The organism is Streptococcus sp. FDAARGOS_522 (assembly GCF_003812445.1).
In the GTDB taxonomy this organism is placed as follows: domain Bacteria; phylum Bacillota; class Bacilli; order Lactobacillales; family Streptococcaceae; genus Streptococcus; species Streptococcus agalactiae.
This window is the reverse complement of record NZ_CP033808.1, coordinates 1,678,485-1,698,317: the sequence shown is the minus strand read 5'-3', so window position 1 is coordinate 1,698,317 and position 19,833 is coordinate 1,678,485. Positions and strand designations below refer to the sequence as shown.

Here is a 19,833-nt window from a genome sequence, read left to right as displayed (position 1 = left end):
AATTCTTAGTATTGTATCAGTATTTTTAAATAACTGCTAAAAGATTATTTTTGTAGTTGTTTCAATTGTGCTAACTGATTTCCCAATGATACTAGCATTTCTGTCTGTAACTTTTGAATCTCTAACAATTCAAACTGATCTTGTTGTACCATATGGTCAATCTTTTCGTGCAATAATCTAATTTCTAACTCAGAGGTTTTATTGACATTAAAGTCATTTCGAGCTTGCAAACGATCATAATCAGCAGCACGATTTTGACTCATCATAATAAGTGGTGCTTGGATTGCAGCAATCGTTGATAAAGCTAAGTTTAACAGGATAAATGGGTAAGGATCAAATTGAATACCAAAAGGCTTCATGATATTAACCAACATCCAAATAGCCATAATGGATACAAAAACGATAATAAAAGTCCAAGATCCGCCAAAACGCGCAACATCATCAGCAATTCGTTGACCGATAGTTGCTTGCTTGTTCAAACGCTCTTCAACGTTGAAGGGCTTCTCTTCTTCTTTCATCAAGGTAGTCACATTATATTTTATCTTCTCATTTTTCTGATTCGCTCGCTGAACAATTTCGTCAAGATAATTCATACAATAATGACTTAAATTTCCATACGAAATAAAGTCACTATCCAGAGCAAAAGGATAACGTGCTCTTATTAAACCTTTAATGCCTAAGTCTAAATCGGAAACAAATAGACCTTCTGCTTCACTATAAACTTTTTGATCAATAAAATCGACACATACCATTTTTATACCTCCCTTTCTCAACCAAGATTTATTCAATATTTGAATACGGTCAAGCTAGCCAACAGGCTATAGGCTTTTGGTACTATATAAGTGAGTATTTGATACACCCCTATTAAGCTTTACATCGTTATTTCGTTAGTCTAAAAAAATCGCTGACATCTATATTATGCCTTGATTTTATGCTACCCATCAAAATAACGCTTTATTCTAAGTCTATAAACTTAAAGAAAACTTAAATTAACTAATTTATCTTAGTATAGAAGGTGGCTTAAAAATCTAGTTTAACCTCTGTTTTGGTACGTAACTTTTATTATAATAATAAACGACCAACTAAAAAGTAAGAAAGTTAAGAGGACTTTCTTACTTGCTTTTTTTGTATATAGTCAATTAACTCAAGAGTCAGATCATAGCGTAAAAAGGGAGTAATCAAATAGATACCATTAAAATAGTTCAAGGCTTCATCAATCAAGGACTTACTCTCGTTTAAGGCCAAAGTTAAACAAGCTTCTTTGTCGTCCTTTACCTTTTCAAGAGCAGATAAAAATGACTCAGAAAGTTTAATACCAGGAACTTCATTGTGTAGAAAAACAGCGTTATTATAACTTGTTATTGGCATAATTCCGATAAAAAAGGGTTGTTCAACTGTTTTAGTAAGATCAGCTAATTCCTTTAACACAGAGTGATCAAATATTGGTTGTGTCATAAAATAATCAGCACCAGAAGCTACTTTTTTCTCAATCAATTTTACGGTTCGAGTAAGGTTTTTCACATTAGGATTAAAGGCAGCAGCAACTGTAAAATCGGTTGGACGTCTCAAGCTAGCACCACTATAAGATAAACCTTGATTAAGTTGTTTAATCAGAGAAAGGAGTTTAAAGGAAGTCACATCATAAACACTAGTCGCTCCTGGGAAATCACCAAGTTTAGTCGGATCTCCTGTTATGGCTAAAATATGGTTAAAACCTAATAATTCCATGCCCAACAGTCTAGACTGTAAGCCAATTAAATTATGGTCACGACAAGCTATATGTAGTAAAAAGGGTGTACTAATTTCATCTTTAAGCAAGCTAGCTATACTTAAATTACAAATACGTGTATTAGATAGTGAATTATCTGCTAAAGTAATTGCTGCAATACCTTTTTGGTCAATCGCTCGTATAGCCTTTTGAAACTGAACGATATCTAAATGTTTTGGAGGATCTAATTCTGCGATAATTGTTACTTCTTTTTTTACCTTATCCACTAGAGTATCTGTTCGTCTGATACGCCTAACAAAATCTTTTACAGGTATTATAGGAGTAACAACCTTTCGTTCAATAGGTTTCAATCCTCTAATAGATCGTTTCACAGCTCTAATATGATCTGGAGTTGTCCCACAACAACCACCAATAAGCCTAACTCCTTCTGCTACGAGAAGTTCTGCAGATTTTCCAAAATACTCTGAATTCTGACTAAACTGGTATTGACTATTCTCACCGTCTAAAGATAACTGACTTGCATTAGGATAAACTGACAAATAAGACTGGGCAAATAAAGGAACTTGCTTCAATGATTGGATCATATGATAGGGTCCAAGGTGACAATTTAAGCCAATCACATCTGCACCTAACATAACTAATTGGCTGAGCGCCTCTACAATAGGCTTTCCATTTGATGTTACCCCTGCTTCATGAAGAGAAATATTAGTAATAATTGGTAGATCAGTCATCTCCCTCACAATTTTTAAAACTGTCGTTATCTCCTCAATATCATAATAAGTTTCAAACAATAATCCGTCTAGCTGTCCAGTCGCCAATAAAGCCTCAACTTGTTCCAAAGTTTCTTCTACAATATTATCCAATGTTAAATCGCATTGTCTTTGAGAACGAAAACCTCCAACAGTACCTAAAATAAATGTTTCTTTACCCAAAGTCGCTTGATGAGCTAGATTAACTGCTGCTTGATTGATAGAGACAACCTGATCTTCCAAACCGTAGTTCTTTAATCGATGACGTTGAGCCCCGTAGGTATTCGTCTGAATAACATCTGCACCCGCTTCAATATAAGCTTGATGAATGGCTAGAACCTTTTCTGGATGTGTTACATTGTAGGATTCATGACAAGTATCTAGCCCATAAGTATAAAGGAGAGTTCCCATTGCACCGTCAGCTACTAGAATATCTGTTTTTAATTTCTCTAAAAACTTGGACATCTTCTTTACTCCTCCCTCATGGCAATCCTTTACTGATTAACCTATTAATTATCTAATTGCTGACGAACCTCTTTGGTAGCTGAAACAAGAACCTCCAAGGCAGCAATTGTTTCTGCTTCACGACGTGTTTTTAAGCCACAGTCAGGGTTTACCCAAAATTGCTCTTTTGATAGACATTTTAGTGATCGTTGAATATTGACAATAATTTCTTCCTTAGTAGGTATGCGAGGGGAATGAATATCGTAAACACCCAGGCCAATTCCTAGAGGATAAACTGCTGTTTCAAAACTTTCAATGATGTCCCCATGACTTCTACTCGTTTCAATAGAAATAACATCTGCATCTAGTGCACGGATAGAATCAATAATTTCGTCAAATTTTGAATAACACATATGTGTATGAATTTGTGTCTCATCTTTCACAGATGAAGTTGCAATTTTAAAGGCCGCAACAGCATCATCTAAGTAAGCCTGTTGCTTTTGCTGGCGTAAGGGTAAACCTTCTCGAAGGGCTGCTTCATCCACTTGTATAATAGCAATGCCTGATTGTTCCAAAAGTTGAATCTCATCTTTTATAGCCAAAGCAATTTGATTAAAAAGATCAGATCGGCTAATATCATCTCGCTCAAATGACCAGTTCGTTATAGTAATAGGACCTGTCAACATGCCTTTAACAGGTTTCTTAGTCAAGCTTTGGGCATAAACCGTTTCTTCAAGGCTTAAGGGTTGAATATGTTTGACATCACCATAAATGATAGGTGGTTTGACCGCCCTTGAACCATAAGACTGTACCCAGCCTAATTTGGTTGTCGTAAAACCAGCTAACTTTTGACCAAAAAATTCAACCATATCCACACGCTCAAATTCGCCATGTACTAACACATCAAGATCAAGATCTTCTTGAATAGCAATCCATCTTCTAATTTCAGTTTTTATGAAATCTTTATAATCTGAGTCAGATAGATTTCCTCTTTTCCAAGCAAGGCGTTTCTTCCTAATTTCAGGTGATTGAGGAAAGGACCCAATAGTTGTTGTTGGTAAAATCGGTAACTGTAATTTTTCAGCTTGCAAAGCTTGGCGTAATTTATACGGACTTCGTTCAAGCTTTACTTCTGCTAATGATTCCAATGCTACATGACGAAAATCAGCAGCTTGAAGAGCTGAAAAACGAGATAAAGCTTCGTGATATCCCTTTGTTTTATTACCATCAAAAGCACTAGCTAATAGTTCTAATTCCTTTAGTTTTTCATCAGCAAATGATAAGCCATTCTTTAACACAGGGTCTAAATGTGTTTCGTATTTAGTCGTCACCGGTACATGTAAAAGACTTGAAGAAGGTTGAAGGGTCAAACGTTTAACAAAGGGACCTATCTCTTCCAATAAAGCCAACGTTTCTTCTAAATTTACTGCCCAGATATTTCGACCATTAACAATTCCTGCAAATAATTCTTTTTCGCGGAATAGACCTTGCTTAACAGCAGCTAAATTTTCCGCCCTACCATGTATAAAATCAAGGCCAAATCCCGTTACTGGCAGCTTAGAGAGTTTATCTAAACAGACTGCTGATTCAAAGTAGGTTTGAAAGATGAAGTGGGCTTGTGGTACTTCTCTTGCAAAAAAATCATAGACAGACTTAGCTATATCTACTAAAAGTTCACCTTCATCAGTTACAAATATCGGCTCATCAATCTGAATATAGGTGGCGCCTGCATCTATCAAATCTTGAAAGACCTGCTTATAAAGTGGTAATAACCGCTGAACAGTCGCTTCAAAGTCGACAATTCCTGATGATAAGGAAACATAGGTTATTGGACCAGTGATAACCGGCTTTGCTTTATCACCAACTACTTCCCTAGCTTCTAGATAAAGATCAAGTAAGTAATTATTCTGCAAGTGAGGTTTAGTCTCAACCTCCCATTCTGGGACTATGTAGTGGTAGTTGGTATTAAACCACTTTTTCATAGATGATGCGACATTATCTTTGTCACCTCTTGCAATAGCAAAATAAAGGTCTAAATTCCTCTCATACTCATCGAAACGCTTTGGGATTATATTGAATTGAAATGACAAATCCAAAACATGATCATAACAAGAAAAATCCCCCACTGGAATAAGGTCAATACCTGCCTCTTTTTGTTTCTTTAAATGATTGATACGTAATTGTTTTAGTTGTTTTTCTAAATCTTTTTGTTCAAGATTCCCTGCCCAGAAAGCTTCGATCGCTTGCTTCCATTCGCGCTGTTCACCAAGACGTGGATACCCTAAATTTGAAACTTTTACCATAATTTCCTCCATCAAGTTATAGCTAATAACTAACCCTTTTAGTTTTATGAATTATTTTAGTCCATGAAAACTATAATATCAATAGCTTTTAATATTTTATATTTTTAGTGATTTATATAGTTTTAAACTATACAAACCACTATAGACCTTTTTATAAATTTTAAAACAGCAACACGTAGATATCTTTAAAAAGCAATCTTACAATCAACTCATATTATCAAGATACAGAAAAATCTGTTGATATTATTAACAATTAGTCAAACTATTACATATCGGCTATCAAAAGTTCCTGTCTAGACAAAAACACAAAAAACGTATCTAGAAATAGATGCGTTTTTTGTGTTTTTATTAATCTCCCATTCCTACACGTTAAAATAGTAATCTCAATAAAGCCATAGTAACGATACCAGTAAGAACAGTGTAAAATAAATTTCGATATCGAATAGTGACAACTAGAGTTGGTATGCCAGCCAATAAATCTAAGCATTTTAGTGTTGGCAATTGTCCTAATTTAACTGAAAAAAAGCTAGAGAATGTTAGGGCAAATAAAATAGAAAGAGGAAGAAATTTTAAAAATTTCACAAGACTATTTGGTAGCCCTTTGTATTTTACAAATATGAATGGAGCGACTCTTGGCACCCAAGAAACAACAAAACCTAAAAGAATAGCAAGAAAAACGGTACTATTTATCATCTAAAACAACTCCCACACTACATCCAACAACAGTCGCAAGCAATACTGATAAGGCTCCTGACAAAAAAGTGGCTAATAAGAAGTAACTTAAACCTACAGAAGCAAGAACATATACAACAAGTCGCTTTCCATCAGATAACATCCCAAACAACTGAAATACAAAGAGACCTATAAACATGGCGACTAATGCAAAGTCTAAACCAAACATTTCTGGATTAGGAATAGTACTCCCCAGTAAAGTTCCTATTATCGTTGAGATTACCCATGTCAAATAACTCATCACATTATTACCATGCATCCAACTAGGCGATACGACTTTGTGATGTAATGCTTCTCCAAGTAAAACGCCGTAGCTCTCATCTGTTACTAGAGTTCCTATGGCTAATTGATTCATTAGGTGAGCAGACTTGAAGATAGTAGTCGCGTGTAAACTCATTAACATATTTCTCAAATTAACTAAAAATACTGTTATCGTAATAGTCATCAAGTCTGCTTTTGCTAATAATAGCGCACACATAGCAAACTGAGCAGATCCCCCATATACCAAGGCACTCATAAGACCCACTTCTATTGCAGATAAATCTGATGCTGAAGCAACTATCCCAAACGCCAAGCCTATTGAGATATACCCTAAAGCTGTGGGCAAGGCATCTTTCACTCCATCTTTAAATCCTTTTTCCATCATATCCCCCTAAATTTTCAGTATATTCAGTTATTATAGCACAACGGTGATTACTAAGAAAGAAGGGGAACGATTATTTAGCTTTGCCAGCAATTAGCCTAATAAATATCCTATAATTATTCTATAAACCTTTGATATTGTAGCCATATAGTTGGACAATATTATTATTTTCATAGAATGATTTTTAAAAAATACTTTAGGTACGGTCTTAAATTGACCACAAAATAATTTGTAATGAAAATTCAGAAAATTGTAGAAAATTTTGATTTTTTATGTTTTAATAGTTTTTGTAATTATTATGTTACAAGAAAAGGAGATTTTTATGAACACAAAACAGCGTTTTTCAATCCGGAAATATAAGTTAGGTGCCGTATCTGTACTTTTGGGAACCCTATTTTTTTTAGGCGGTATCACAAATGTAGCTGCTGATTCTGTCATAAATAAGCCATCTGATATTGCAGTTGAACAGCAAGTAAAAGACAGTCCAACGAGCATAGCAAATGAGACACCTACTAACAACACGTCATCAGCCCTTGCGTCGACAGCTCAAGACAATCTTGTTACAAAGGCTAATAATAATAGTCCAACAGAAACACAACCAGTAGCTGAGTCTCACTCTCAAGCCACCGAGACATTTTCCCCAGCCGCAAATCAACCGGTTGAAAGCACTCAAGAAGTTTCTAAAACTCCTTTAACCAAACAAAATTTAGCAGTCAAACCTACACCAGCTATTTCTAAAGAAACCCCTCAAAACATTGATAGTAATAAAATTATCACTGTCCCCAAAGTATGGAACACAGGCTACAAAGGAGAGGGAACTGTTGTAGCAATTATTGACTCAGGACTAGATACCAATCACGATGCTCTCCAACTAAATGATTCGACAAAAGCAAAATACCAAAACGAACAGCAAATGAATGCTGCTAAAGCAAAAGCTGGTATAAACTATGGAAAATGGTATAACAACAAAGTAATCTTTGGTCACAACTATGTTGATGTCAATACAGAGCTAAAAGAGGTGAAAAGCACTTCTCATGGTATGCACGTAACCAGTATCGCAACAGCTAATCCTAGCAAGAAAGATACAAATGAATTAATCTATGGTGTTGCTCCTGAAGCACAAGTAATGTTTATGAGAGTCTTCTCTGATGAAAAAAGAGGAACTGGACCAGCCCTTTATGTTAAAGCTATTGAAGATGCCGTTAAACTCGGTGCTGATAGCATTAATTTAAGTTTAGGTGGAGCTAATGGCTCTTTAGTTAATGCCGATGACCGACTTATAAAAGCTTTAGAGATGGCTAGACTCGCTGGCGTTTCTGTTGTTATAGCAGCAGGTAACGACGGTACATTTGGGAGTGGAGCATCAAAGCCTTCTGCTCTTTATCCTGATTATGGTTTAATTGGTAGTCCATCAACAGCTCGTGAGGCCATTTCTGTAGCATCATATAATAATACAACACTGGTTAATAAAGTCTTTAACATTATCGGATTAGAAAACAACAAAAATCTCAACAACGGATTAGCTGCTTATGCAGATCCTAAAGTTAGTGATAAGACCTTTGAAGTAGGGAAGCAATATGATTATGTTTTCGTAGGAAAAGGAAACGACAATGATTATAAGGACAAAACTTTAAATGGTAAAATCGCCTTAATTGAACGTGGAGATATTACTTTTACAAAAAAAGTCGTCAATGCTATTAATCACGGTGCTGTGGGAGCTATTATCTTTAATAACAAAGCTGGGGAAGCTAACCTAACAATGAGTTTAGATCCTGAAGCAAGTACTATTCCTGCCATTTTTACCCAAAAAGAGTTTGGAGATGTTTTAGCTCAAAAAAGCTATAAAATTGTATTTAACAATATCAAAAATAAACAAGCTAACCCTAATGCAGGTGTCCTATCTGACTTTTCAAGCTGGGGATTAACAGCAGACGGACAATTAAAACCTGACTTATCTGCTCCTGGAGGCTCTATTTACGCCGCTATCAATGATAATGAATATGATATGATGAGTGGGACAAGTATGGCTTCTCCCCATGTCGCTGGTGCTACTGCTCTAGTTAAACAATACTTATTGAAAGAACATCCAGAACTTAAAAAAGGTGACATTGAAAGAACTGTCAAATACCTTCTTATGAGTACTGCTAAAGCACACCTAAACAAAGATACAGGCGCTTACACCTCACCACGCCAACAGGGAGCAGGTATTATCGATGTCGCAGCAGCAGTTCAGACAGGATTATACCTAACTGGTGGGGAAAACAACTATGGTAGCGTTACATTAGGAAATATTAAAGATAAAATTTCCTTTGATGTTACTGTTCATAATATCAATAAAGTTGCAAAAGATTTACACTATACAACCTATTTGAATACTGATCAAGTTAAAGATGGCTTTGTCACATTGGCTCCTCAACAACTTGGTACATTTACAGGGAAAACGATACGGATTGAACCAGGGCAAACTAAAACGATTACAATTGATATAGATGTTTCGAAATACCATGACATGTTAAAAAAAGTAATGCCAAACGGCTATTTCCTAGAAGGCTACGTACGTTTTACAGACCCTGTTGATGGTGGGGAAGTTCTTAGTATTCCTTATGTTGGATTTAAGGGAGAATTCCAAAACTTAGAAGTTTTAGAAAAATCCATTTATAAGCTTGTTGCTAACAAAGAAAAGGGATTTTATTTCCAACCAAAACAAACAAACGAAGTTCCTGGTTCAGAAGATTATACTGCCTTAATGACTACAAGTTCAGAACCTATCTACTCAACAGACGGTACTAGTCCTATCCAATTGAAAGCCTTGGGAAGCTATAAGTCTATAGATGGAAAATGGATCTTACAACTAGATCAAAAAGGCCAGCCTCATCTAGCCATTTCACCTAATGATGACCAAAATCAAGATGCCGTTGCAGTGAAAGGTGTTTTCTTACGTAATTTCAATAATTTAAGAGCCAAAGTCTATCGTGCAGATGATGTTAATTTACAAAAACCACTATGGGTAAGTGCTCCCCAAGCAGGAGATAAAAATTACTACAGCGGAAATACTGAAAATCCAAAATCTACATTTTTATATGACACAGAATGGAAAGGAACCACTACTGATGGTATTCCTTTAGAAGATGGAAAATACAAATACGTTTTAACTTATTACTCTGATGTCCCTGGCTCTAAGCCACAACAAATGGTGTTTGATATCACTTTGGATAGACAAGCTCCTACACTAACAACAGCAACTTATGACAAAGATAGACGTATCTTCAAAGCTCGTCCTGCAGTAGAACACGGGGAATCTGATATCTTTAGAGAACAAGTTTTTTACTTAAAAAAAGATAAAGATGGTCATTATAATAGCGTCTTACGTCAAAAAGGAGAAGACGGTATCCTTGTTGAAGATAACAAAGTATTTATCAAACAAGAAAAGGATGGTAGCTTTATTCTACCTAAAGAGGTTAACGATTTCTCTCATGTCTACTACACTGTTGAAGATTATGCAGGCAATCTAGTATCAGCAAAACTCGAAGATTTGATCAATATTGGCAATAAAAATGGTTTAGTAAACGTCAAAGTGTTTAGCCCTGAGCTTAACAGTAATGTCGATATTGATTTCTCTTACTCTGTCAAAGATGACAAAGGTAATGTCATCAAAAAGCAACATCACGGGAAAGACCTCAATTTACTGAAATTGCCTTTTGGTACCTATACGTTTGATCTATTCTTATACGATGAGGAACGAGCAAATCTAATCAGTCCCAAAAGTGTCACTGTAACTATTTCTGAAAAAGATAGCCTTAAAGACGTCTTATTTAAAGTTAACTTACTCAAGAAAGCAGCCTTACTCGTTGAATTTGACAAGCTTTTACCAAAAGGAGCAACAGTCCAGTTGGTTACTAAGACAAATACTGTTGTTGATCTACCAAAAGCAACTTATTCTCCTACTGACTATGGTAAAAACATACCTGTAGGAGACTATCGTTTAAACGTAACTCTGCCTAGTGGGTATAGCACTTTAGAGAACTTAGATGATTTACTTGTATCCGTAAAAGAAGGTCAAGTAAACCTAACAAAATTGACGCTGATTAATAAAGCTCCTCTGATTAATGCCCTAGCAGAACAAACTGACATTATTACCCAACCTGTGTTTTATAATGCTGGAACTCACTTAAAAAATAATTACCTAGCTAATCTTGAAAAGGCACAAACTTTAATTAAAAATAGAGTGGAACAAACAAGTATTGATAATGCTATTGCTGCTTTGAGAGAAAGTCGCCAAGCTCTTAACGGTAAAGAAACAGATACTTCTTTACTGGCAAAAGCTATTTTAGCTGAAACAGAAATCAAGGGAAACTATCAATTTGTTAATGCTAGTCCATTAAGCCAATCAACTTATATCAATCAAGTCCAATTGGCGAAAAACCTTCTACAAAAACCTAACGTCACTCAATCAGAAGTAGACAAAGCCTTAGAAAATCTTGATATTGCTAAAAATCAATTAAATGGTCATGAAACTGATTACTCTGGTTTACACCATATGATAATTAAAGCAAATGTTCTGAAACAAACATCATCTAAATATCAGAACGCCAGTCAATTTGCTAAAGAAAATTATAATAACCTTATCAAGAAAGCAGAATTGCTGCTTTCCAATAGACAAGCTACACAAGCTCAAGTTGAAGAGTTATTAAACCAAATAAAAGCAACCGAACAAGAGCTTGATGGTCGCGATAGAGTTTCTTCCGCAGAGAATTATAGTCAATCACTCAATGATAATGACTCTCTCAATACCACACCTATCAATCCGCCAAATCAGCCCCAGGCGTTGATATTCAAAAAAGGCATGACTAAAGAAAGTGAGGTTGCTCAGAAGCGTGTCTTAGGGGTGACTAGTCAAACCGATAATCAAAAGGTAAAGACAAACAAGCTTCCTAAAACAGGCGAAAGCACTCCTAAAATAACCTATACAATATTGCTATTTAGTCTCTCTATGCTAGGTCTGGCAACAATCAAACTAAAGTCTATCAAAAGAGAATAAAATACTTTAAAAAATAGAGCAAGGCATCAATTACTAGCTATTAATAGTTAGTGACGGGTGCCTTTTTGAGGAGCTTAAAATGATGTTCCTAAAGACCTTTTCTCTGCAGTATCTTGTTTTATAACACTATAACACTTCAAAGAATAGGAAAAAAACTCTTTTTTTGTTATATTTGATATGACATAAACAGCTAGCTAAAAGTCAAATTATAACTATGGGTATTGAGGTATACATGACAAAAATAATTTATTTCGCTGATGATGAAAAGAATATTCGTGACTTGGTGGTTCCTTTTTTAGAACATGATGGTTTCACTGTTCGAGCATTTGAAACTGGAGACCTTCTCTTAGAAGCCTATAAAACCCAAAAACCCGATTTAGTTATATTAGACATAATGATGCCTGGAACTAATGGTTTAGATGTTATGAAAAGCATCCGCCAATATGATAATGTTCCTATTATCATGTTAACAGCTAGAGATTCTGATGTTGATTTCATTACGGCTTTTAATTTAGGAACTGACGATTACTTCACCAAGCCTTTTTCACCTATAAAACTTAGCCTACATGTTAAAGCATTGTTCAAACGCCTTGATGAAAAAGCAATCAAAAATGACACTCAGTATCAGTTCCTAGATTTAACTCTGGATACTGAAAAGCGAATAGCCCTATTATCAAATGAAGAAATGCCCTTAACCAAGACAGAATTTGATTTTCTTTTAGTATTAATTGAAAAACCTGAAACTGCTTTTTCTAGGGAAACACTGCTTAATCGTATTTGGGGATTTGATGATATTGAAAGCAGAGCAGTTGATGACACTATTAAACGATTACGTAAAAAATTTAAGCAATACCACAGTCAAGTTAGTATCAAAACTGTCTGGGGTTACGGCTTCAAATTAATCAAAGAGGACAAATGAAAAAGAAAAGTTTAATTAGCAATCTTATCCTTATTAATAGCATCACTCTATTTCTTGGTTTTTACCTCATCTATTTTTCTGTCAACTATGTCATTAAAGACTATGTCCATCAAATGACAAGGAATTCCATGCAGGCGAATTTCACCATTTTAGATAGTATCTATAACAACAAGAAAATACCAGATGAAAATATGGTTAACCAAGATAGCATCTTTGTTTGGTCTTACTATGCTATTTTTGACCAGCATTATCGTATGAAATATGGCACTGATAATCATAAAAAAGAGAGCCATGATATTATTCGCTATCTTACCCAAAAAAGATTGTGGCAAATTTCCAAGGAAAAAGATGGTATGTTTGTAACCATCAAGAAAAAAACCTATTATGTAATGACCAAAGACTACTCTGGTATCCTTGTTGATGGTAGCATAAAAAAAGTTCCTAAAGCACAGTCGCAACTTTTTCATGTGATTAACTTTTCAGACATTACTTACACCCAGCATCTAATTACTAAAATTAATCATTTTCTTATAGTTATCTTAGTACTAACCTATATTCCCATGCTATTTATTATGAGGAAGACTTTCACTGGAATTAGAGAATCTATTCAATCAGTACAAACTTATATTTCCAGCCTTTGGAAAAATCAAGGCAATCATCAATCTAGTCAAAAAGAAATTGTCTTTTCTGATTTCGATCCTCTTCTACTTGAGAGCCAAGAAATGGCAAATCGAATCTACCAGGCAGAAGAGAGCCAAAGAAACTTCTTTCAAAATGCCTCCCACGAGTTACGGACACCTTTAATGTCCATCCAAGGATATACTGAGGGAGTTCAAGAGGGTATTATTGATGCCGAGCTCGCACACTCTGTTATTCTGCAAGAGAGCAAAAAAATGAAACAGCTCGTAGACGATATTATCTTACTCTCTAAATTAGACAGTAACTTAAGTGATCAAAAAGATGAATTTTCTTTAAATGAATTACTTAATAGTATTATTGCTTATTTCAAACCCCTAGCTAATAAACAAAAAATTAGTATCACTTATAGACCAGACGAGCATGAAAAGTTACTAAAAGGTAACGAAGAGTTGATTCAACGAGCTATCAATAATATCCTTAGTAACGCACTACGCTATGCTGTTTCTCATATTGAAATCTCTTACACAAATCAAAAACTGACTATCTCAAACGACGGACCAGCCATTTCAAAAGAAGACTTACCTTATATTTTCGATCGCTTCTATAAAGGACATGGCGGCCAAACAGGTATTGGACTTGCAATGACTAAAGAAATTATCAAGCAACATCATGGTAATATCATCGCTGAGAGTGATTCAACCTCAACAACTTTTACGATTTATTTCAATTGCCACAAAATTGCCTAACTTTTCCTACAAAAATTCAAAGAAGTTATTGCTTTTTTAACCTATAATACCTATAGATCAAAAAGTTATTCTAAAAGAAAGTGAGTTTTTATATGTTACATTCTAAAAAAATACATTCCTTATCGCTTATTGCCGTTCTCTCTTTAGCAACATATACGAGTTTACAACCAAATCATGTAACGGCTGAACAATCACAAAAAACATCAACTGTTCATATGAGTCAAAAAACTATTGAACATAAGTTAAAAGTTGCAGATAAAGAAGCTGCTCCTCTCTACGCTAAAATCGACCATATCCAACGACATATTGAAGTCAAAAAAGCAAAAGATTTAAAAGTTATTGAATTGTATATTAACAAAGATATCAACCAACTAGAGAAGCAAAATAAACGTCTACTAACTAAATTCTATACTTCTATTGATAATCAAACATGGGATAGCACAAGTGAGGTCAAAAAATTGATTGATAAGACAAACCTATCCACTAACGAAAAAAATAGATTAAAATTATATTTTGAACAACGTGCTTACCTTGAGACAAGGTTGAACGACCGCTATCAAAAATTTGATAACTCTATTGAAAACCAAAATAAAGAACTAAAAATATTAACGTCAAAAATCGAAAAAATCTATCAAAAACATGGTATTACAAAAGAGGTATTAAAAACTTACTATGCTAAAAAAACAGTACGAGCTGACTGATTTAGCTAAAAATAGAAAAATCCCAAAAGTTCATAAACTTTTGGGATTTTATACGCGTAAATATCACTATTTCTAGTAAAATCTTTATCTTATTTCACCACAATATTAACCAGTTTGTTTGGTACTGCGATGACTTTGATGATGTCTTTGCCAGCGATTTCGGATTGGACTTTTTCGTTAGCAAGGGCAAGATCTTGTAATTCTTCGCGTGAAAGGTCTTTAGCAACTACAAGTTTAGCTTTGACCTTACCTTTGATTTGGACAACGATTTCAATTTCGTTTTCAACCAATTTACTTTCGTCATAGCTTGGCCATGGCACGTAAGAGATTGACTCACCTGAGGCTGTCAAGACTTGCCAGAGCTCCTCACCTAAGTGTGGTGCGAATGGTGCAATCAATTGAACAAAGCCTTTGGCATAGTCGCTAAAGAGTTTGTCTTCCTTGTTAGCTGCATTGACAAAGACCATGAGCTGAGCGATAGCTGTGTTGAATTTCATTTGGTCAACTTGCTCAGTAACAGCCTTAACGGTTTCGTTGTAAACCTTGTCAAGGGCTCCGCTATTTTCCTTAGTAATCTCTTTAGTCGTGATCAAACGGTAAACACGGTCCAAGAACTTACGTGAGCCTTCAAGACCTTCCTCAGACCAAGCGATTGAAGCGTCAAGTGGTCCCATGAACATCTCGTAAACACGAAGGGTGTCAGCACCGTACTGTTCAACAACATCATCTGGGTTGACAACGTTCTTAAGTGATTTAGACATCTTAGCTGGTGCTTGTTCAAGCTCTTCCCCAGTTTCCACATGGAAGAAGCTACCATCACGTTTTTCAACCTTGTCAGTTGCCACAAGTGCACCACGGCTGTCGCGGTAGCTTGTTCCCAAAATCATCCCTTGGTTAAAGAGTTTTTGGAATGGCTCTTTGGTAGGTACGACACCGAGATCGTAAAGAACCTTGTGCCAGAAGCGAGCGTAGAGAAGGTGAAGCACGGCATGCTCTGCACCACCGACATAGATATCAACTGGCAACCATTGTTTGAGAAGTTCCTCATCAGCCAGTTTTTCGGTGTTGTGTGGATCAATGTAACGGAGATAGTACCAGCTTGAACCTGCCCATTGTGGCATGGTGTTAGTCTCACGACGACCTTTAACACCATCTTCACGAGTCACTTCCAACCAGTCTGTCAAGTTAGCAAGTGGGCTCTCACCAGTACCTGAAGGACGGATATCCTTGGTTACTGGAAGAACCAGTGGCAATTCACTCTCAGGAACCGCTGTTGATGTCCCATCTTCCCAGTGGATGATTGGGATTGGCTCACCCCAGTAACGTTGACGGCTGAAGAGCCAGTCGCGGAGACGGTAAGTGACTTTCTCATTACCAACACCTTCTGCTTCAAGCCATTCGACCATTTTGGCAATAGCTGACGCTTTATCGAGACCATCTAGGAAGTCTGAGTTGATGTGAAGACCGTCTTCTGTAAAGGCAGCCTCTTCAACATTACCACCTTCAAGAACTGGAATGATGTCTAGCTTAAATTGTTTTGCGAATTCCCAGTCACGTTCATCGTGGGCTGGAACAGCCATGATAGCACCTGTACCGTAGCTGGCAAGGACATAGTCCGCAATCCAAACTGGAATTTCTTTACCATTAACTGGGTTAATAGCATAGGCACCTGTCCAGACACCTGTTTTTTCTTTAGCAAGGTCTGTACGGGCAAGATCTGATTTAAGACTTGCTTGACGTTTGTATTCGGCAACAGCTTCTGCTTGGTCAGCTGTTGTAATAGCATCAACCAAGGCATGTTCAGGAGCAAGAACTGCGTAAGTTGCACCAAAAAGGGTGTCAGGACGTGTTGTGAAGACAGTGAAGTCCTTATCTGTATCCTTAACCTTGAAGGTTACATTGGCACCAGTTGATTTACCAATCCAGTTGCGTTGCATGTCCTTAATTGATTCTGGCCAGTCAACTTCTTCCAAGTCTTCTAGCAAGCGCTCTGCATAGGCAGTGATTTTGAGCATCCATTGGCGCATTGGTTTTCTGACAACTGGGTAGCCGCCACGTTCTGATGTGCCATCTGGAAGAACCTCTTCGTTGGCGATGGCCGTTCCCAATTCTTCAACCCAGTTAACGGGAACTTCAGCTTCATAGGCTAGGCCTTTTTCATAAAGCTTAGTAAAGATCCACTGTGTCCACTTGTAGTAGTTAGGGTCAGTTGTGTTGACTTCGCGATCCCAGTCGTATGAGAAGCCAAGAGCGTTAATCTGGCGCTTAAAGTTAGCGATGTTTTCAGCTGTAAACTCGGCTGGGTCATTACCAGTATCCATAGCGTACTGCTCAGCAGGAAGTCCAAAGGCATCCCAACCCATTGGGTGGAGGACATTGTGACCTTGGGCACGTTTGAAACGGCTGAGAATATCAGTTGCTGTATAGCCTTCTGGGTGACCAACGTGGAGACCAGCTCCAGATGGGTATGGGAACATATCTAGGGCATAAAACTTAGGTTTTGATGCATCTGTTCCTGTTTTAAAAGTATGATTATCTGCCCAAAAGGCTTGCCATTTGGGTTCGATTTCTTTGTGATTATAGAATGTCATCGCACTTCTCCATGTCAAAAAAGTATAGTCTTCTTATTATAACACGAAAAATAGCAATAAAAAAGGTGAAAATACCCTCAACAGCAGGTTCTCTCCCCACTTATCCTTGACAATAAACTAAACTTACTCTATACTATTTCCAAATGACATAATGCTTTAACCGTGTCCTGTGAGACATATAAGCGACCAAAATAGGATTCTATACAGAAATCCTACTATTTTTGCGAGCGTTTATAGAACTCAAGGGTAGCATCTTGAGTTTTTTCTTTTACATTATAATGAGTTGAAGCAGCTATGACATCTCTGTTTTAGAATTTTTTCTATTGACAGTATTTAATAACGGTGGTCTGTGAGCCATCATTAAAGGAGGAGACTTATGTCACCATTAAATATCAATAAGAATAATTGGCGCGCCCTAATCGCTGCCATTGTCGCATCCGGGACCGATGATTTAAATATCATGTTCCTTGCATTTTCTATGTCAACTATCATTACTGATCTTCATTTATCTGCGGCACAGGCTGGTTGGATTGGGACAATTACCAACTTGGGAATGCTCGTGGGAGGACTAATATTTGGTTTATTAGCTGATCGCTACAATAAATTTAAAGTTTTCAAATGGACGATTCTAATCTTTTCAATCGCAACTGGTTTAGTTTTCTTCACTACTAATTTATCATATCTCTATATCATGCGCTTCATTGCAGGAATTGGTGTTGGTGGCGAATATGGTATCGCTATTGCCATTATGGCAGGAATTGTCCCAGCTAATAAAATGGGCCGGATTTCTTCACTAAATGGTATAGCTGGTCAAGTTGGATCTATTAGCTCAGCACTCTTAGCAGGATGGCTAGCCCCAGCACTCGGTTGGCGGGGACTTTTTCTCTTTGGCCTTCTCCCTATAGTTCTCGTCCTATGGATGCAATTTGCTATTGATGATAAAGATATCTTAGATCAATATAATACAGACGCAGATGATGAACCTCTAGATATCAGTATAAAAGCTTTATTTGATACTCCTGTATTAGCCACACAGAGCCTAGCACTAATGGTTATGACAACTGTTCAGATTGCCGGATTCTTTGGCATGATGAACTGGTTACCAACTATTATCCAAACCAACTTAAACGTTTCTGTCAAGAATTCATCATTATGGATGATTGCAACCATTCTTGGAATGTGCCTTGGCATGCTAGTATTTGGTCAATTGTTAGATAAATTTGGACCGCGTTTAGTATACGGGTGTTTCCTTCTATCATCTGCAATTTGTGTCTATCTCTTTCAATTTGCAACAACAATGCCTTCTATGATTATAGGCGGGGCAGTTGTCGGATTCTTTGTTAATGGTATGTTTGCAGGCTATGGTGCCATGATTACACGTCTCTATCCACATCATATTCGTTCAACAGCTAACAATCTTATCTTAAATGTTGGTCGTGCAATAGGTGGCTTTTCGTCTGTTATCATCGGAATGATTCTAGACGTTTCAAATGTCTCTATGGTCATGCTTTTCTTAGCAAGTCTCTATATCGTTAGTTTCTTATCAATGCTAAGCATTAAGCAATTAAAACATCAAAAATATCACACTAATTTAACACAATTAGATGTCAAACCAACTGACTGATATTACAAAACAGTATTCCTCAATTGAGAAATACTGTTTTCTTTATTTCATTAGATAACTATTCAGCTCAGGCATCCCACTTTTAGCATCTTTCATACCAAGCTGATAAATACTATCAAGTTTATCCGGATTCTTCTCTAAGCGGCCAATAACCAAGCTCTTACTTGGTCTAATTGCAAATAGATCGCCTGTTTTTTCAAGGCTCATGACCTTTTCAAGGCTATTATTATACTGTTGGTACCGGTTCGAGGCTGTCTTTACAAAATTAGGATATTTCCTATACAGAGTTTTATACAATCGTCCACTTGAAGGCTTTTTCTGATAATTGAGCGGCCTAGTCATCACAACAATCAACTTGTCAAATCCTAAACCACGGGCAAAATCAACGGGAATACTATCAGATAAACCACCATCTAAGTACTTTTTCCCCTGCCAAACAACCATCTTTGAGACTACTGGTAATGCTGAACTAGCACGTAAAATTTCCATTTGTTCAAAAACACTATCAATTTTAAAATACTCAGGTTTACCAGATGTCATCTCTGTAGCAACTGCGTAAAAATCAATACTTGATTTTTTAAATGCTTCATCGTCAAATACATCCAATTTCATAGGAACTTCATAATAGGTGAAATCTTTATTAACAAAATTCCCTGTTCGAAGCCATGACCTTAGACTCATATATTTAGGGTGGGATAAATACTTTTTATTGTATCGCAAAGCCCTCTCTCGTTGTCTAGATACAAAATTAACACCAAACAATGCACCAGCAGAGACAGATATGATACCATCTACTTTTATTCCTGCATCTAGAAAAGCATCTAAAACTCCAGCAGTATAAAGACCTCTCATTCCGCCACCCTCTAAAACTAAACCAACAGACAACATAGGCAATCACTTTCTAATATTGATATTTGATTAAAGTATAGCAAAATATAGCTATTTTTTCTGAAAAAGAATATAAAGTTTAGATCA

Annotated in this window: 12 protein-coding genes; 5 read left to right on the top strand and 7 right to left on the bottom strand. The window is 36.4% G+C overall.

Features of this window, described 5'->3' with window-relative positions:
• Positions 1–44: 44 nt before the first annotated feature.
• The 5 genes from EGX70_RS08865 to EGX70_RS08845 all read right to left on the bottom strand — a co-directional run bounded on the left by EGX70_RS08865 (position 45) and on the right by EGX70_RS08845 (position 6,600).
• On the bottom strand, positions 45–752 hold the full coding sequence (locus EGX70_RS08865; protein ID WP_000227144.1) for a DUF1003 domain-containing protein: 708 nt from the start codon (positions 750–752) through the stop codon (positions 45–47).
• 346 nt (positions 753–1,098) lie between these two features.
• Positions 1,099–2,943 (bottom strand): bifunctional homocysteine S-methyltransferase/methylenetetrahydrofolate reductase, encoded by a 1,845-nt coding sequence (locus EGX70_RS08860; RefSeq protein ID WP_000032994.1) that lies wholly within the window; start codon positions 2,941–2,943, stop codon positions 1,099–1,101.
• 44 nt (positions 2,944–2,987) lie between these two features.
• Positions 2,988–5,225 carry a 5-methyltetrahydropteroyltriglutamate--homocysteine S-methyltransferase gene (gene metE, locus EGX70_RS08855; protein WP_000241559.1) on the bottom strand — a complete coding sequence of 746 codons (2,238 nt, stop codon included), beginning with the start codon at positions 5,223–5,225 and terminating at the stop codon, positions 2,988–2,990.
• Positions 5,226–5,594: 369 nt separating this feature from the next.
• Complete coding sequence (locus tag EGX70_RS08850; protein WP_000610952.1) at positions 5,595–5,918, bottom strand: AzlD domain-containing protein; 324 nt, start codon at positions 5,916–5,918, stop codon at positions 5,595–5,597.
• Positions 5,908–6,600 (bottom strand): AzlC family ABC transporter permease, encoded by a 693-nt coding sequence (locus EGX70_RS08845; protein ID WP_000410672.1) that lies wholly within the window; start codon positions 6,598–6,600, stop codon positions 5,908–5,910. Before EGX70_RS08845 ends, EGX70_RS08850 begins: the two co-directional genes overlap by 11 nt.
• Before the next feature lie 322 nt (positions 6,601–6,922).
• Between EGX70_RS08845 and EGX70_RS08835 the strand changes: the two genes are divergently transcribed.
• From EGX70_RS08835 to EGX70_RS08820, 4 genes are all read left to right on the top strand, one after another.
• Positions 6,923–11,638 carry a S8 family serine peptidase gene (locus EGX70_RS08835; RefSeq protein WP_001093374.1) on the top strand — a complete coding sequence of 1,572 codons (4,716 nt, stop codon included), beginning with the start codon at positions 6,923–6,925 and terminating at the stop codon, positions 11,636–11,638.
• Between the two features lie 232 nt (positions 11,639–11,870).
• Positions 11,871–12,557 (top strand): response regulator transcription factor, encoded by a 687-nt coding sequence (locus tag EGX70_RS08830; protein WP_123948083.1) that lies wholly within the window; start codon positions 11,871–11,873, stop codon positions 12,555–12,557.
• Positions 12,554–13,942, top strand: a complete 1,389-nt coding sequence (locus EGX70_RS08825; RefSeq protein WP_000730416.1) for a cell wall metabolism sensor histidine kinase WalK — start codon at positions 12,554–12,556, stop codon at positions 13,940–13,942. Before EGX70_RS08830 ends, EGX70_RS08825 begins: the two co-directional genes overlap by 4 nt.
• 92 nt (positions 13,943–14,034) lie before the next feature.
• On the top strand, positions 14,035–14,643 hold the full coding sequence (locus EGX70_RS08820; RefSeq protein ID WP_000903269.1) for a hypothetical protein: 609 nt from the start codon (positions 14,035–14,037) through the stop codon (positions 14,641–14,643).
• Between the two features lie 89 nt (positions 14,644–14,732).
• Here EGX70_RS08820 and leuS read toward each other — a convergent pair whose 3' ends face one another.
• The gene (leuS, locus tag EGX70_RS08815) at positions 14,733–17,234 is read right to left on the bottom strand and encodes a leucine--tRNA ligase (protein WP_000145177.1); all 2,502 of its coding nucleotides are present in this window, start codon (positions 17,232–17,234) and stop codon (positions 14,733–14,735) included.
• A gap of 376 nt (positions 17,235–17,610) precedes the next feature.
• Here leuS and EGX70_RS08810 point away from each other — a divergent pair, with 376 nt between their 5' ends.
• Entirely contained in the window at positions 17,611–18,858 is a 1,248-nt protein-coding gene (locus tag EGX70_RS08810) for an MFS transporter (RefSeq protein ID WP_000074727.1), read from the top strand.
• A 42-nt stretch (positions 18,859–18,900) separates the two neighbouring features.
• On the opposite strand, the gene EGX70_RS08805 is transcribed toward EGX70_RS08810, so the two are convergent.
• Complete coding sequence (locus EGX70_RS08805) at positions 18,901–19,746, bottom strand: patatin family protein (protein ID WP_000953628.1); 846 nt, start codon at positions 19,744–19,746, stop codon at positions 18,901–18,903.
• Positions 19,747–19,833: the final 87 nt, after the last annotated feature.